The organism is Spirosoma gilvum, assembly GCF_054776815.1.
Map to the genome: position 1 here is coordinate 195,579 of NZ_BAAHBH010000005.1, position 15,342 is coordinate 210,920.

General features: G+C 47.8%; 11 protein-coding genes. 4 read left to right on the forward strand and 7 right to left on the reverse strand.

Features of this window, described 5'->3' with window-relative positions:
* Nucleotides 1–721: 721 nt before the first annotated feature.
* Nucleotides 722–1,009, reverse strand: a complete 288-nt coding sequence (locus ACYVFD_RS14950) for a hypothetical protein (RefSeq protein ID WP_461090980.1) — start codon at nt 1,007–1,009, stop codon at nt 722–724.
* A 2,008-nt stretch (nt 1,010–3,017) separates the two neighbouring features.
* Here ACYVFD_RS14950 and fsa point away from each other — a divergent pair.
* The 4 genes from fsa to ACYVFD_RS14970 all read left to right on the forward strand — a co-directional run bounded on the left by fsa (nt 3,018) and on the right by ACYVFD_RS14970 (nt 6,325).
* Entirely contained in the window at nt 3,018–3,674 is a 657-nt protein-coding gene (fsa, locus tag ACYVFD_RS14955; RefSeq protein WP_461090981.1) for a fructose-6-phosphate aldolase, read from the forward strand.
* On the forward strand, nt 3,671–4,528 hold the full coding sequence (locus tag ACYVFD_RS14960) for a transketolase (protein WP_461090982.1): 858 nt from the start codon (nt 3,671–3,673) through the stop codon (nt 4,526–4,528). The genes fsa and ACYVFD_RS14960 overlap by 4 nt, the downstream gene beginning before the upstream one ends.
* A 14-nt stretch (nt 4,529–4,542) precedes the next feature.
* Nucleotides 4,543–5,502, forward strand: coding sequence for a transketolase family protein (locus tag ACYVFD_RS14965; RefSeq protein ID WP_461090983.1), 960 nt, complete (start codon nt 4,543–4,545; stop codon nt 5,500–5,502).
* Nucleotides 5,503–5,731: 229 nt separating this feature from the next.
* Nucleotides 5,732–6,325, forward strand: coding sequence for an RNA polymerase sigma factor (locus tag ACYVFD_RS14970; protein WP_461090984.1), 594 nt, complete (start codon nt 5,732–5,734; stop codon nt 6,323–6,325).
* A 106-nt stretch (nt 6,326–6,431) separates the two neighbouring features.
* On the opposite strand, the gene ACYVFD_RS14975 is transcribed toward ACYVFD_RS14970, so the two are convergent.
* The 6 genes from ACYVFD_RS14975 to ACYVFD_RS15000 form a co-directional block, all read right to left on the reverse strand.
* Complete coding sequence (locus tag ACYVFD_RS14975) at nt 6,432–7,556, reverse strand: Gfo/Idh/MocA family protein (protein ID WP_461090985.1); 1,125 nt, start codon at nt 7,554–7,556, stop codon at nt 6,432–6,434.
* Between the two features lie 68 nt (nt 7,557–7,624).
* Entirely contained in the window at nt 7,625–8,872 is a 1,248-nt protein-coding gene (locus ACYVFD_RS14980) for an MFS transporter (protein ID WP_461090986.1), read from the reverse strand.
* Nucleotides 8,873–9,016: 144 nt separating this feature from the next.
* Nucleotides 9,017–9,928, reverse strand: a complete 912-nt coding sequence (locus ACYVFD_RS14985; protein WP_461090987.1) for a DUF6807 family protein — start codon at nt 9,926–9,928, stop codon at nt 9,017–9,019.
* The gene (locus ACYVFD_RS14990; protein ID WP_461090988.1) at nt 9,928–11,202 is read right to left on the reverse strand and encodes a 3-keto-disaccharide hydrolase; all 1,275 of its coding nucleotides are present in this window, start codon (nt 11,200–11,202) and stop codon (nt 9,928–9,930) included. The genes ACYVFD_RS14985 and ACYVFD_RS14990 overlap by 1 nt, the downstream gene beginning before the upstream one ends.
* Before the next feature lie 61 nt (nt 11,203–11,263).
* Nucleotides 11,264–13,570 (reverse strand): outer membrane protein assembly factor BamB family protein, encoded by a 2,307-nt coding sequence (locus ACYVFD_RS14995; protein ID WP_461090989.1) that lies wholly within the window; start codon nt 13,568–13,570, stop codon nt 11,264–11,266.
* Between the two features lie 75 nt (nt 13,571–13,645).
* Nucleotides 13,646–15,337: a RagB/SusD family nutrient uptake outer membrane protein gene (locus tag ACYVFD_RS15000; protein WP_461090990.1), complete on the reverse strand. Its 1,692-nt coding sequence runs from the start codon at nt 15,335–15,337 to the stop codon at nt 13,646–13,648.
* Between the last annotated feature and the right edge of the window lie 5 nt (nt 15,338–15,342).

The window sequence follows — 15,342 nt, forward strand, 5'->3', positions numbered from 1 at the left end:
AGCAAATTAATTTCATTAACCTCAGAATGTTACCTATTCATCATGATTGTTTAGGGGTCATAACCAAAGAGCTGGTTAGAGGAATTGGTCAGAGAAAAATGTTCTTAAAAGACGTTTTTGGGAAGCGATTGATTGAAGCTTAAATGATATAAATCCTTAGAAATTCGTTAAAAATGGTAGCCGACCCAGCTTTACGGATCATATTGTTAACCGTCAGTTTCTAACGTATTTAATCCGCTCAAATGAGTCCCTTAAAAAGGCTGCGATCAGAGTAAATTGGCAGAAAGTAATTGAATTATAATATTGACACTACTCCAAGATAGGTCGTTAGGAGGAATAGCTCTCACTTTTGTTTTAAACTGGAGTGAGAGCTACTAACGCTTATCTCACAAATTGCTCTTTTACAGTATACTCATAACGATTATCTGCACGGTATGAACCAGATAAAGAAAGAAGGTTATTGGTCTTGAATGGAGCCATCCGCTGCCTTTTTGACGTGTTCGCTGCTAATCACAATCACCCGGCCATCACTATCGGCTTTCACCTTTAACTTCCCTCTGGGCGTCCAGCCGATTACAGTGGCTCGGTAGGGCTTGCGGGCATAGCCTCACACGTAAGGAGTGACTAATACACGGTCGCCGGGAGCAATGACAGAGTTCATACCCTGTCAACACCTTAATCCAGAAAACAGTTGACCCGGCAACCAGCCAGTGAGAAGCGATTACGGCAATACCCGGATGCTCTCAGCTACATTCCGTTTTAACTGTTCTAAAGCCATATCATTACCGCTTAGATAGTCCCGCAGATCCTGCTGGGCCTGTACGCCGACAAGTTGCCAGGCAGGGGCATACACGGAAGCATTATCCGTATTATCGATTAAATACTCCAATTCGGCGCGCACTGACCAATACACCCGGTTAATCTGAACCGCACTGGCTGTAGCGGGTAGCTCAATCAGGTAATGGGCTACATCAATGAATCCCGTACTCGTCAGGTCTGAATAGTCCATTGGCCAACTTAATAAATAGGCTTTTAAAACATGCTTATTGGAGCTGAAAAGTTAAAACTGAGGCCGGTAAAAAGCGAAAGAAGCCTAGCATAGACCAGGCTTCTTTCTTTTCAGTTTTCTTAACGTTGAGTATGTAATCTATAAAGATGCTGCCTTTATCGCTGGCAGCTAGCAAAGTTCATAGCGTTGATCATCTATCAACCTAAACTGTGCCAGTGTCCCCGCAGCAATCATAAATAACTGATAATTAGCAGTCTGCATTATTTTATTCAGTTCGCATCCTGCATTATTCATGCGGAAGAGTGGACCGACTTCCCCATAGTTGTGGAAGGTTGGAGTCTATCAGCACGGTTAGATAAATCCTTCGTCAATGTATTTCCCTAGTTCACTTTTGAAGAAATAGAGCTTACCATTGCGTTTTCGGTGAGGTATATGCTCAATGTTTTGATAAAGTGAACTAATGGAAAGGTTAAGATAGCTAGATGCCTGCTGTGAATTTATTGGATCATCAGGAACAATACCCAAAGTGCCATTCTGAATGATTTTAGACAAAGCCAGTACTTCAGCGTGAAGTCGTTAAATTTGAGCACTTAGCTCGTCAAAGGGGTTACATATCAGACAAAGTAGTTAACGCTTCGCTACTACATTTATCAAGCCTATCTACTGACCCCTTCATTCGTTCACATCTGTTTCATCTATCACTGGCTCATCAAAAACCACCCTGTCAAAAAACACGCGGCAATCCTTTACTTCTCAAACCCAAACCGTTTTCAAAAATATGGGGAGGCTAGCCCAAAAACATCCCTTCACGGTAAGGGGGATGGTGCGGTAATTCGACACGCAGCCAACATTCATTTTTCAGTTCCAGCCCACTTCTTAGCTCATAGGGGGGTAAGTCAAAACGTTACGACCTCCGCAAAAAAAGCATACCCCTATTTTTTAATCCCCTAAAATTGACCCTACCCTTCGCAGCCGTACAGCCATCATAAATACCTGTAAATCACAATTACCAGCCAGAATGGTAATTGCCCAAAGTGATTAGTCCAGTACCTATTCAATGCTGCACGGTAAGCGAAGTGGGAAAACTCCTTATCGCTCATTATCAACCTGTTAGTTCAACAGAGGTGTTAGTACACTACACTCATATTGTACTACATTCCGTATAAGTATCTGTCTTTCAATTACATAAGAATATTGACCTTGTATCAGGTATGGCATTGTTACAGACCATTAACCAGTGGTGTGTAAGCATTTGAGTAGCCAAAGGGTGAATAGGTAAACTGCTTTTAGAACCTGACAAATCTTTTTTTAATGACCAAATGCTTTTAGCTGTATAGCTGGTCACTGGTTGCCAATAGGTTAAAGGGGAAGTGAAGGGAATAGCGGGTAAACTGATGAGAATGAGTAGGGATAGCACTGTAATAGACAAATACTATATTAATTGTATATTTTATAGATTTTATCTATATTTAGTTAATACTCAATAGCTGGGGCGCTTGGGCGTTTCTGAGGAGTCAGTAGCCGCAATGCTTGGTCATAGCAGCACAAAGCATGTGAGGTACTACTGTCCTTACCCCGTTCGGTGAGCCAGTTTTGACTGGAATTTAAGCCGCTTGTGAACCTATACCAACAGAAGCTGGCAATATTATATTAACCCTCAAGTCTACAAAACCATATTTTTTTTAGTGTCTTATTGACAATTGAAAAATAAGTGTCATTTTTACACCTAAAAAATAACAAGTGTCAATTTTACACGAATCGTTCCTGCTAACCACTTGTCAGCCTCCTGGTAGATTCTAGTAAGAAGGCAGCGGTGCCATGGTAGACGTTATACTCATCCTTACTGTTTAGTTATCTAGATGCCGGCTTTTTTACAATGCTTCAAGCAGCCTATCAGGATGCCTTCAACGATGGCATGAACAACTAGACGTCAACCAATACACGACCGCAGACCATCAACCCGCTTGAACAGTCAACTAACCGATAAACACTACATTCTCTATTATCTATGAAATTTTTTATCGATACCGCCAACCTGAGTGAGATTCGGGAAGCTGCCGAATTAGGCGTACTGGATGGTGTAACGACGAATCCATCGCTCATGGCCAAAGAAGGCATAGCGGGCCAGGATCGGATTCTAAACCATTACGTCGAAATCTGTAACCTCGTCGATGGACCGATTTCCGCTGAAGTGATCGCTACGGATTACGACAACATTCTTCGGGAAGGGGAAGCGCTGGCTGACCTGCATCCCAATATTATCGTGAAAGTGCCTATGACTAAAGACGGGATCAAGGCTATTAAATACTTCACGCAAAAAGGAATTCGGACCAATTGTACGCTGGTCTTTTCAGCGGGGCAGGCACTGCTGGCTGCTAAAGCCGGGGCAACGTATGTGTCGCCGTTTGTAGGTCGGCTGGACGACATCTCAACGGATGGCATGGCGTTGATTGCCCAGATCCGGACCATCTACAACAATTACGGCTACGAAACCCAGATTCTGGCGGCTTCTGTCCGGCATCCAATGCACATTATCCAGTGTGCCGAAATTGGTGCCGATGTTATGACTGGCCCGCTGAGCGCGATTACTGCCTTGTTGAAACACCCACTGACCGACATCGGGCTGGAAAAATTCTTAAGCGATTATAAAAAAGTAAATGCATGACTACGACTGAATTAAGTAAAGTAGCCTCACAGGTACGCCGGGATATTGTCAGGATGGTACATGGCGTGGCCTCTGGTCACCCAGGGGGATCATTAGGCTGTACAGATTTATTGGTGAGCTTGTATTTCCAGGCAATGGAGTTGAAAACCGCCGATCAGAATGCGGTAGTTTTCGATATGAGCGGCTCGAGTGAAGACATGTTCTTTCTCTCGAATGGGCATATCTCTCCGGTTTTATATTCTGTACTGGCACGCCGGGGGTATTTCCCGGTTTCTGAGCTCGCTACTTTCCGTAAACTAAACTCCCGCTTGCAGGGCCACCCCGCCACCGCCGAGCACTTACCGGGTATTCGTGTTGCATCAGGCTCGCTGGGCCAGGGCCTTTCGGTTGCGGCTGGCGCAGCCTATGGCAAAAAGGTCCGGAAAGATCCGCATCTGGTGTACTGCCTCATGGGCGATGGCGAACAGCAGGAGGGTCAGATCTGGGAAGCCGCTGCGTTTATCCCCCACCGCAACCTGGATAACCTGATAGCGATCATCGATTTCAACGGCCAGCAGATCGACGGACCTACAAACGTGGTGCTGAACAACCGTGACCTGGGAAGCAAATACGAAGCCTTCGGCTGGACCGTGCTGCATATGGATGGAAACGACCTTACCGACGTTGTTGCTACGTTACAAAAAGCCAAACAGGCGAGTGGCAAAGGGTCCCCGGTTTGCATCATTATGAAAACTGAAATGGGTCAGGGTGTCGACTTTATGATGCACACCCACAAATGGCACGGCACGGCTCCCAACAACGAGCAACTTACGGCAGCACTGGCCCAATTAGACGAAACCCTCGGCGATTACTAACTCTCCAATGCAGGATGAAAACCTACACGTTTACTGAAAAGAAAGATACCCGTTCGGGCTTTGGTGCAGGGATGGCCGAGCTTGGCCGACAAAACCCGAATGTAGTGGCCTTATGTGCCGACTTGGTGGCTTCGCTCAAACTCGATGCATTCATCAGCGAAAACCCCGACCGATTTATTCAGTGTGGTATTGCCGAAGCGAATATGATTGGTGTTGCCGCAGGTCTATCCCTGAACGGGCTGATCCCATTTGCAACGACTTTCGCCAATTTCGGATCGAGCCGGGTATATGACCAGATCCGGCAGGTGGTGGCCTACTCGAATAAAAATGTTAAAATCTGTGTATCGCACGCAGGACTAACACTGGGCGAAGACGGCGCTACTCACCAGGTCCTTGAAGATATTGGTATGATGAAATCGTTACCGGGTATGACCGTCATTAATCCCTGCGATTTCAACCAGACTAAAGCGGCCACCCTGGCCATTGCCGATTGGGATGGCCCGGTCTATCTGCGATTTGGGCGTCCGGTTGTTCCCAATTTCACCCCGGCCGATCAGCCGTTCGAGATTGGCAAAGCCATTATGCTGAACGAGGGCGCCGACGTATCGATCTTCGCTACGGGCCATTTAGTCTGGCAGGCGCTGGAAGCGGGCAAACTGCTGGCCGAACAAGGTATCGATGCAGAAATCATTAATATTCATACGATTAAGCCGCTAGATAAGGAAGCCATTCTGGCGTCGGTTCGTAAAACAGGTTGTGCCGTAACGGCCGAAGAACATCAGATGAACGGTGGTCTGGGCGACAGTGTAGCACAGGTTCTCTCTCTAAATCATCCGGCTCCGCTCGAAATGGTTGCTGTCAATGATTCCTTTGGCGAAAGCGGCACCCCTGATCAACTGATGGAAAAATATGGTTTAACCGCAGCTTCGATTGTCGCGAAAGCCCTTGCGGTCATTCAACGCAGAAGCCGTTAAGCTACTGGCATCGTTATCCATGATAACGCAGGCTATTCACTGAGAAATAGAAATTCTTGATTTATCATAGGTTAGTAGTTAGAAACGGGATAAGATGCTGTCTTATCCCGTTCTTCACATAAATCAATAAACAGGAAAAATCAAGGCAATAGATTGCATTATTTGACTTTTAAATTGTGCTATTGTAACCCCGATTACCTATCTTTGACTAGTACACTTATTTATTTCTTTGGAACAGAGCCTACCGTTAGATCATGTACTTTGGGATGCAATCCGAGAGGGTGACAAAGCGTCATTAGGCGAATTGTATGAACGGTATTATCGGGTATTATACCGTTATGGTTCAAGACTGATCACGGATTCTGACCTGGTGGAGGATGCGATCCAGGATGTGTTTATCAACCTCTGGAACAACCGGCACAAATTGGCGATTGTGAGCAATGTCAAGGCATACTTGTTTACCATACTCCGCCGAGGAATTAATCAGAAAACCAGGAAAGACGAGCTAATTTCAGACATAACTCAATCGCCCGATCTGGCGTACCTAGAAGGAAAAGGAAGTTATGAAGAGGAAGAATATGAAAAGTGGCTTATTGAAAAATTAGCGATTGTTCTTAAAAGCCTACCTCAGCGGCAGATGGATGTAATCCTGTTGCGCTATTACGAAAATTTCCAGACGTCTGAAATTGCCGCGATCATGGGCATTACCGAAAAATCGGTTCGCAACACACTCTACAAGGCACTTCTACAGTTAAGAGCACACATTCAGCCGCTCGATTTTATACTCTTCATTTTCCTGTTACTCCAGACGCTTGGCTACTAATTATGAGTCTATAACCATTCATGCTTAGCCGAAGATCATGCCCATACAACTGAGGATCGCTTCAGTTGAAAACGATCCTCAGTTAGCAATAGATGAGTTGGGCCCGTTAAATCGCCCGAAAATCAGGTATGGGCAGCAATTGGCCGCCTTTCAAAGCAGACTCGTGGGCCAAAATACCAACGCTCGTCCAGTTTGCCGATTGAACGGCATTCGGAAATGGGTCACGGTCTTCGACAATTGCAGACACAAACTCATGGACCATATGCGGGTGAGAACCTCCATGTCCACTACCTTGTGTGAAGGACAAATGATTGCTTTCGTCGCTATCATAAACGCCCCTGGTTGTAAATCCGGCAATTTCTTTAGGTAGGTAGTGGGCATAATCTGGCACAACGACCTCCGCCGGAATCTCAGGCTCTGGTTTTTTAGCCGTATGAATCACCGGGTGTTGTTCTTCCATCAAGGGCCATTCAAATGATTTTTTGCTCCCGTACACCTCAAAGCTTTCCCTATACTGCCGGGCCACATCGAACAGCGATCGGTACACATAGGCGGCTAAATCACTGTTTTTGAATTTAATATGTGCCGACTCGACGGCAAATGGTGAGTTGTGTATGTTGGCCAATTCCTTCCGAATCGTTCCTGATCCAAAACAGGATACGTATTCAGCCTCCAGTTTTAGCAGACCGGCCACGGGACCAACACAGTGGGTGGCATAATGCATAGGAGGCAGTCCTGGCCAGTAGTCGGGCCAACCGTCCATATCCTGCTGGTGACTGGCTTTCAGAAACTGAACCTTACCCAATTCTCCTTTCTCGTATAATTCCTTAACAAACAGAAACTCGCGGCTGTACACTACAGTTTCCATCATCATGTATTTCTTACCCGTCTCTTTAACTGCCTGCACAATCTTCGTGCAGTCGTCAACGCTTGTGGCCATCGGCACAGTACAGGCAACGTGCTTGCCCGCCCGAAGGGCTTTCAGGCTCTGTTCGGCATGATTCGGAATGGGTGAATTGATATGAACGGCATCGACGGCTGGATCTGCCAACAGCTCATCATAGTTATTATAGCGCTTTTCAATACTAAACGCATCGCCGATCCTGTTCAGATTGTCGACGTTACGCTGACAGATGGCGTACATCGTTGCATTCGGATGGCGCTGATAAATGGGGATAAATTCGGCCCCAAAACCGAGACCTACAATAGCAATAGTCAATTTTCTGGACATAATGAGTTCATGCCTGGTTAACGCAGGCGCTTAAAAACATGAAGGCTACTTGAAATTTGAACGAAGGGTTAATAGTCAGTTGCAGCAACGACTTTGGCTGCTATCCTTGCTTTTCGGTTCCGCATGACAAACCAGAGAATGGTGAAAGCTAGAATCAGAATAATGGGAAAGGTGGTCATTTTGGCGAGCGTGGCTTGACCGGCAGCTAATTCAAGATTTTCTCCACGGAAGTCCACCGAGGCTAATTCGGCCTTTGCACCATCGATCCAACGGCCAATAATGGGCTGAAAAATAGCTGTCGAAAGCATCCCTACTCCCCCTACAATCGACATACCCAAAGCACCACTTAAGGGGATGTAGTCGGCCACAAAGCCAATTATGGTCGGCCAGAAGTAGCAGACGCCGATGGCAAAAAAGATGGCGGCAACGTAAGCAGCCGCACCCGTTTGGGTACTGAACAGGAAAATACCGATCAGCGCGAAAATAGAGGAGCCTAACAGAATACTGGTCTGATCCAGTTTATGAACGACCGGACCGGCAAAAAACCGCCCTATGGCCATCAGGCCGGTTACTAGCGCCAGAATAAGCATCGGACTCGCTCCACTCTTACTCATAATCAGACCCACCCATTGCTGCGGCCCAAATTCAGTGATGGCCGTTAAGGCCATGCAGCAGAATATAGCGATGTATAATGGGGTGAACAGCGCCCGTGTATTTTGGGCGAGTGAGCCTGCCCCTTCCACTTTCGGCTGGGGAAAGGCCTGCCCAAAGAATAGAATCACGTATGAAACGGTAGGTAACATAATCACCCAAATCTGGGCCTGCCAGGATAGGCCTGCGTCAGTCATGAATTTAGAAATCAAGCTGCCGATGACAATGCCTCCCGGAAACCACATATGGAAACGGTTCAGCATCTTATTCATCAGTGAACCCGAATACATATCGGCAATCATCGGGTTGCAGGCGGCTTCGGTACAGCCATTACCAAAACCGATAAAAAACGTAGAAATCAGTAAGCCTGTATACCCCTGAGCGTAGATGGTCAACAGAATGCCGATGGTATGGGCCACAAACGCGACGCGCATAATCTGTTTGGGCCCAATCGTATGATAAATCAAGCCCCCGATGATCATTGAGATGGGAAATCCGAAAAAGAACATGGAGTTAATAAACCCCAATTGCTCGGCAGTTAAGCCAAATGCTTTGCCTAACTGTGGCAGTATACCCGCTCGAATACTAAAGGAAAAGGCCGTTGTAATCAACGCCAGACAACTGGCCTGAAACAAACGGGACCGATTGATCGTAGTTAAATCCATAATCAAAATTTGTGGTGATTAATCGTTAAAGATTTCTGAAGAGTTAATAGGGCAAAAGCACTCCCGTTGACCACCAGACATAGCGGCTCAGCCATTGCTAAAGCAATTCGTTATGAACAGAGATCAGTGCTAGTGAACGGTCATTTATTTGGAGCGGTACAGTTCCTGATAGGCTTTGGCAGCAGCTCGAATTTGATCCTGATTGATCGGGCCGGTATAAATCTGGATTTGGTAGCGAATGATCTCGGTTTCTCCTTTGGGAATGGTCCAGTCGCCAGTAATCTGGCGAGAAGGCCCCACCCCGAATTCACCGTCGACGCGCCAGGGCGTTGGATACGCTTTGTTTTGAGGATTATCAAATACCGTAAAATGCGCCCAGTCCGAGCGGCCTTTTCGTTGCACACCCACGTCCAGCCATTCACTTCGTTGGGCTTCGGCCTGCTTGTTCGTTTGACCAGACGCATTAATCGCTTCGCCAGCCAGGTCTTTGGTCCAGGGCATCCGCACAAACAAGCCACCTACATAAAATTTACCCATTGTCACCTCTGTCTGGGCCTGCCCTTTCCAGCCGAAATCCAGAATATATCGTCCATCAACTTCCTGAAAGGTCCAGTTCTGGGTTTCTACTAAAACGGTACGGCCGGTTGAGTCGAGGAGGTTATAGACCGTTTGCCAGGCCACCTGATTACCCTTCTGTTGAGTAATACGAGCAGAAACGCGCTTCCAGTAGTCGCCCTTCCACTTCATAAAATAGTCTCGCTCGTTGACCCGCTTTAATCCCCAGAACAGCCCTGTCTGGTGCAAATGATGCCCCGGACGAAATTCCGTAACCGGCCCTTCTCCGTCGGGAGCCATGATGGGGTGGATGTAGGGACGCTCAGCCGCTTTGGCTACCTGTGTCAATATCAGTTGCTTGGCGTTGCCTTTGTAAATGGAAAATGACGTATCTGATCCGACAATGATTTCAAACGTATTTCCGTTCGGTTTTTGGCCAAAGCCTGGCACAATACCCCATACAACCAGCACAAAAATGGCGAGCGCTCTACCTGTCTGCATCAGCGTAATTCTTTGATTTTAATACTCCGGTACGAAACCGATAATCCGTTGTTCTCCAGCATGATAAACCCCTTTTCATGTGACTTACCTTTATACTCCGCCATTTTGAACCCATTGATCCAATGTTCGACACGGTTGTCAGGATAAACGCGGATCATGGCGTTGCTCCACTGGCCGATCCGCCGTTTCGAGAAAATCGTCTGCTTCGACTCGGCCAACCCCTTCACCGAACCCAGTGCGGTGAGATCGGTTCCCCTCGGCACATTGCCGGGCAGCATATCGTCCTGGATTTGAAATTCAAGCCCTTCCGTCGATTCCTCCGCTTTAGCCAACCCGTATTTTACGCCACTATCGGCCCCTTCGGCCAGTCTGAAGTCAAATTTCAACTCAAAAGCAGCATACGGATTTTTCAAAAACACACTTTTCTTTTCCTTCCGCTTCGATTCTTTGATAGTCAACGTACCCTGTTCAATCACCCAATCCGATTCAGGAAATACTGAATTAGCAGCTCCCGCCAGTCCCTGTGCCGTTTTTCCGTCAAAAAGTGAGCTGTACCCCGCTCTTTTTTCCGCTTCTGAAAGGTCATTAGCGATCAGATTCACGATGAATATTTCGTCGGGCGGTGAGGGTTTAATGTTCTGGGTTTTAATTCGGATGTTTTTAAAGCGGATCTGGTGATTGCCTGGAGGGATCGGGTCGTTGGGGTTATTGCTGTGTAGCTGCAAACCAATCATTCCTTTGAGCGTCTCATCATCAATCAGATGCGAAACCGGCACGCCGTTTACCCATGTGCGGTTACTGGTCCCGAAGCATTCAATGCGGTAGTGGTTCCATGTGTTGTTTTTAAAGGCTTTTTTGGAAGGCAGATTCAACTCGGTCGTATATAACCAGCCACGGCGTGCTTCGTCGTAAATACTACCACTCCACCGCTGCGGCTTCGGGTCGACCTCCATTTGGTACCCATGTAACCGGTAATTTAGGTAATCGAGATTACTTAAACTCCGAAACTGAATACCGGAGTTATTCATCGTCGTATCGATCGACACGTCCAGTTCCAGAATAAAGTCTCCGTACTCTTTTTCTGTACAGAGAAATCCGTTAGGCTCGCCCGGAACTACCGTTCCGACAATCATACCATCTTTGGCTTCCACTTTGTGATTGCCGTTCAGGTGCTTCCAGCCCGTAAGATCTTTCCCGTTGAAAAGTGCCTGCCAGTCGCCATCGGACGTTTGGGCCTTGGCTACTGACCCTACAGTCAGTAGGATCAGTAGCATTAGCAGCCGGTTTTGTCTTTTTCTCATAATCAAATGCGATCTATTGAAACGATCCTAAAACCTATTTTTGGGTGGTCGGTAGAGCGAACGCTACGTACTTATCGCCTGATTTGGTTCGTTGCTTGCCCCCGCCCCCACAAGCGATGACCACAAACTGCTTCCCATTGACCTGATAAACCGCTGGCGTCGCAATCCCGGCTGCGGGTATTTTTACTTCCCACAGAAGCTCGCCTGTTTTCTTGTTGAAAGCCCGGAATTTTTCGTCCCGTGTGGCGGCAATGAAGACAAGTCCCCCAGCCGTCACAACCGATCCACCAAAGTTTTCGCTACCGGTATGGATACCTTTAGCTTTCATTTCGGGGTAATCACCAATGGCTTGTTTCCAAAGTTCTTTACCGGTGTTGAGGTCAACAGCAGACAAATGCCCCCAGGGTGGCTTGACAGCGGGGTAGCCTTCTTTAGTCAGGAATTTTCCGATCCCGTAAGGTCCTCCGGCAAAGCTGTAGGGCGTTCTGAAATGTTCTGGTTCCTCCTTGGTATTAAGATCCTTAAAGGGTTGATCCTTGATCTTGTCCAGGTTCAAAATGAAGGAAGCCAGGGCTGTTTTCTGCTCGGCGCTCAAATGGCCAAATGGCGGCATGTTATTTCGACCCGAACTAATCAGACTTTTAAACGATTCCTCATCATACTTCTGTCCTGGTTTCAAATTGCTACCTTTTTCAATCCCAACCAGCGACGGGTTTGCCGTTAAGGCCGGATTAGTTTCTCCCGCCCGCCGGTCTTTCCCATGGCAACCACTGCAATTTTGCTGGTACAGCATCTGCCCTGCTTCAAAATTGGTTTTACTGGCAATCGCGGCTCCCTTTTTCACTTCCTGCATCTTCATTACCCAGGGCGATTCGTTGGCATTGATGTACATGATGCCCGTGGTGGGATCAAACGCAGGGCCACCCCATTCGGCTCCACCATTCCAGCCGGGGCTTTCGATAGTGCCTTGTAACGACGGTGGATTCCACATGTTGTCGGTTTTATAGGACCGAAACTTTTTAAGGATGTCCTGGTAGGATGAATCGGGAATGCCTTCTTTTAAGAGATCATCTTCGGTGAGCCGCTGCCGGACGAAGGGTTTAAAAAACGTCGGAACGGGCTGGGTGGGCGAAGTCCATTCTCCGGCCAGGTCCGATTTAGGAACGGACACCTCGTTGATCGGATGGATGGGTTCTCCGGTTTCCCGGTTGAACATAAAAATAAAGCCCTGCTTGGTGATCTGGACAACGGCATCTACGGGTTTACCATCCTTTTTGACCGTTACCAGGATAGGGTGTGCAGCATGGTCCCAGTCCCAGAGGTCATGGTGAACCGTCTGATAATACCATTTCAGTTTACCCGTAGCCGCGTCTAAGGCCAGTATTGAGTTGGCGTACAGGTTATTCCCTTTTCGATTACCTCCGTAAAAATCGGGTGTGGCCGAGCCTGTACCAGCAAAGACCATTCCCCGCTTTTCGTCCAGACTAAAGCCACCCCAGGCATTGGCGCCACCAACGTATTTGTAGGCATTCGAATTTTCCCAGGTCTCGTAGCCTGGTTCACCGGGATGAGGGATGGTGTGAAAAATCCATTTGCGTTTTCCCGTATGCACATCGAACGCCCGGATGTGACCTGGCGCAGCTTCGGCAGCTTCGGCCAGCCGGGAACCCATGATGATGAGGTCTTTGTAAATAATGCCGGGGCTAGTATTGGAAATGTGCAGATCGTGCGCATTTTCAATGTCCAGATCGTCGTGTAAGTCAATGTGTCCGTTGGTGCCAAAGGTTGGAATAACCTTGCCCGTTAGTGCATTGATGCAGTAGAGCATATGCCCACCACCGGGGGTATATAAGATCCGCTGGTCATTCTTTCCGCCATTGTAATAGGTCACTCCCCGCGAAATCTTGGTGGAAGGGCCAAACGGCCCCCGGCCTGTGTTTTTACCCTTCTCGGGAATGCTGCCCGGATCGTACACCCATTTGACCTTACCGGTAGCTGCTTCCAGCGCAAACAGTTTTAACTGCGGATTAAGCCCATACATGACCCCATTGACAATGATGGGGTTAGTTTTCATGTCGGTCGTATTGGTCGCAGAAGCTTCGCCCGACGCATATTCCCAAGCGACCTGCAGATTTTTGACATTGCTGGTATTGATCTGAGCCAGAGATGAGTACTTGATGTTCTCACTGCCTCCGCCGTAAATCGTCCATTCAGCGTAGTCGTCTTCGTCATCTTTGGCCGAACGAAACGCAACAAACCCAATAAGCACTGTAGCCATAAGGGCCAGCGTTGTCCAGAAAACAGCTCCTTTTTGATGCCTGACGTTTAGCATATTTTTCATGGTTGATTATTTTTTGACATGAAGAGAACAGTGCCCCTTGTACTAAGGGGCTACTGATCCTTGAGTTAGCGTGTGTTAATAGCCTGGATTCTGGGTTAATACGGACTTGCCATCTTTGACAGAAATGTCGATCTGACGCTGTGGAATGGGCCAAATCTCATGTTGCCCCACGTTAAACACCTTGCCTTTATTGTAAGGCAAGACCGTACCCTCCACTGCGAGGTAGTTGTTCATGACTGGTCCGACGATTCCCCAGCGTACCAATTCAAAGAACCGAATCCCTTCCATCGCAAATTCAAGCCGACTTTCATACCGAATCGCTTTTAACGCATAGTCTTTCGTAGGAAAGGTGCTTGGGTAGGGCTCTACTTTATAATTGGCAGCGGGTGTACCGTCGGCAAACCGAACCACATTGGAGTTTTTGGCCCGGTTACGAATCAGATTCACTAACGTCGTAGCAGTTTGCAACGATCCAACTTCGGCTTCGCATTCGGCCAGCCAGATAATCACGTTGCTTAGCTTAAACACCCGGTAATTGTTCGCATTCGGAAAAACCCGTACCCCGGTAGTATTCGACAAGGCGCCCTGCTCCGATTTGAGAAACATGTTTTTCTTGTTGTTATACGGCCCTGCATTGCTGGGATCACGAACCCAAGAAAGTCCCTGGTGGATTCCATAATCCAGATAGGGAACGCCAGGCCGACCTACTGTATGGTCCAGCCGGGGGTCGACTGGCCCTTTATATAAAACAGACGAACCGTTGGTGGCAAATGGCAGGATATCATCCGCCGAATACGTGTCATCCAGCAAGGGAAGCCCATCGGTCCCAACCCGGTAGGCACTCACCAGACTATGGGTTGGCAGGTAAAATCCGCTGGACCCAATAAAATGCGGCCCACAGATGGATTCGCCAAGGCCTGCATTGGGGGAATTCGGGAACCCATCATTCACCGCGTACTGAATTTCAAAAATCGACTCCCCATTGTTAATGGTCTTGATCATGTAATTCTGCTCGTAGCTGGGCATCAGGCTAAAGCCGCCATTCGCATACACATCCTGTAGCAACTCCCGGGCCTGCTGGAATTTTTTCTGGAACATATACACACGGGCTAAATAGGTTTTGGCCGCCCATTTCGTAGCCCGCCCTTTATCCGACCAGCGGGACGGAAGTGCATCAGCCGCCATCTTAAAGTCAGCTTCCATTTCTGGCCACAGCAGGTGATCGTTCGGCACGATTGTCGGATTGGTCGTATTCTCATCAATATAGGGGACTTTGCCGTGTACCTTGGTCAGCTCAAAATAATAATGCGCTCTGAGAAACCGTGCCTGACCTTCAACCAGCTTCTTTTCGGCATCGGTCATATCGGTTGCCTGCTTGAGCGCTTTGAGCACGTCATTGGAGCGAACCACCCCGTCATACAGGGGTGTCCAATGCTGGGAAACGTACAAATTCTGCGCATCGGCAAAAAAGCCTTCGACGGCGTTGATGGCGTTCTGATCGCCCGCATTGGAGCCTTTGTAAGCATCGTCGGAAGAAACGCCACCAAACACCCAGTTGGTCACCGCGCTCGCCCAGCCGTCGCCCACAGTGCCGTTGACACCGTCGATATCGGCATATGCCCCAGTCAGCAGCAGGTTTATTCCCTGTTTGTTAGTTAGCGATTCAAAAAATGTCTGGCCTTTGGGCTTAATCTCTAAAAAGTCCCCCGTGCAGGAACCCAGTAGGGCCAGTAGCATTGTCAGACTGATGAATATCTTATTTTTCATGTCGG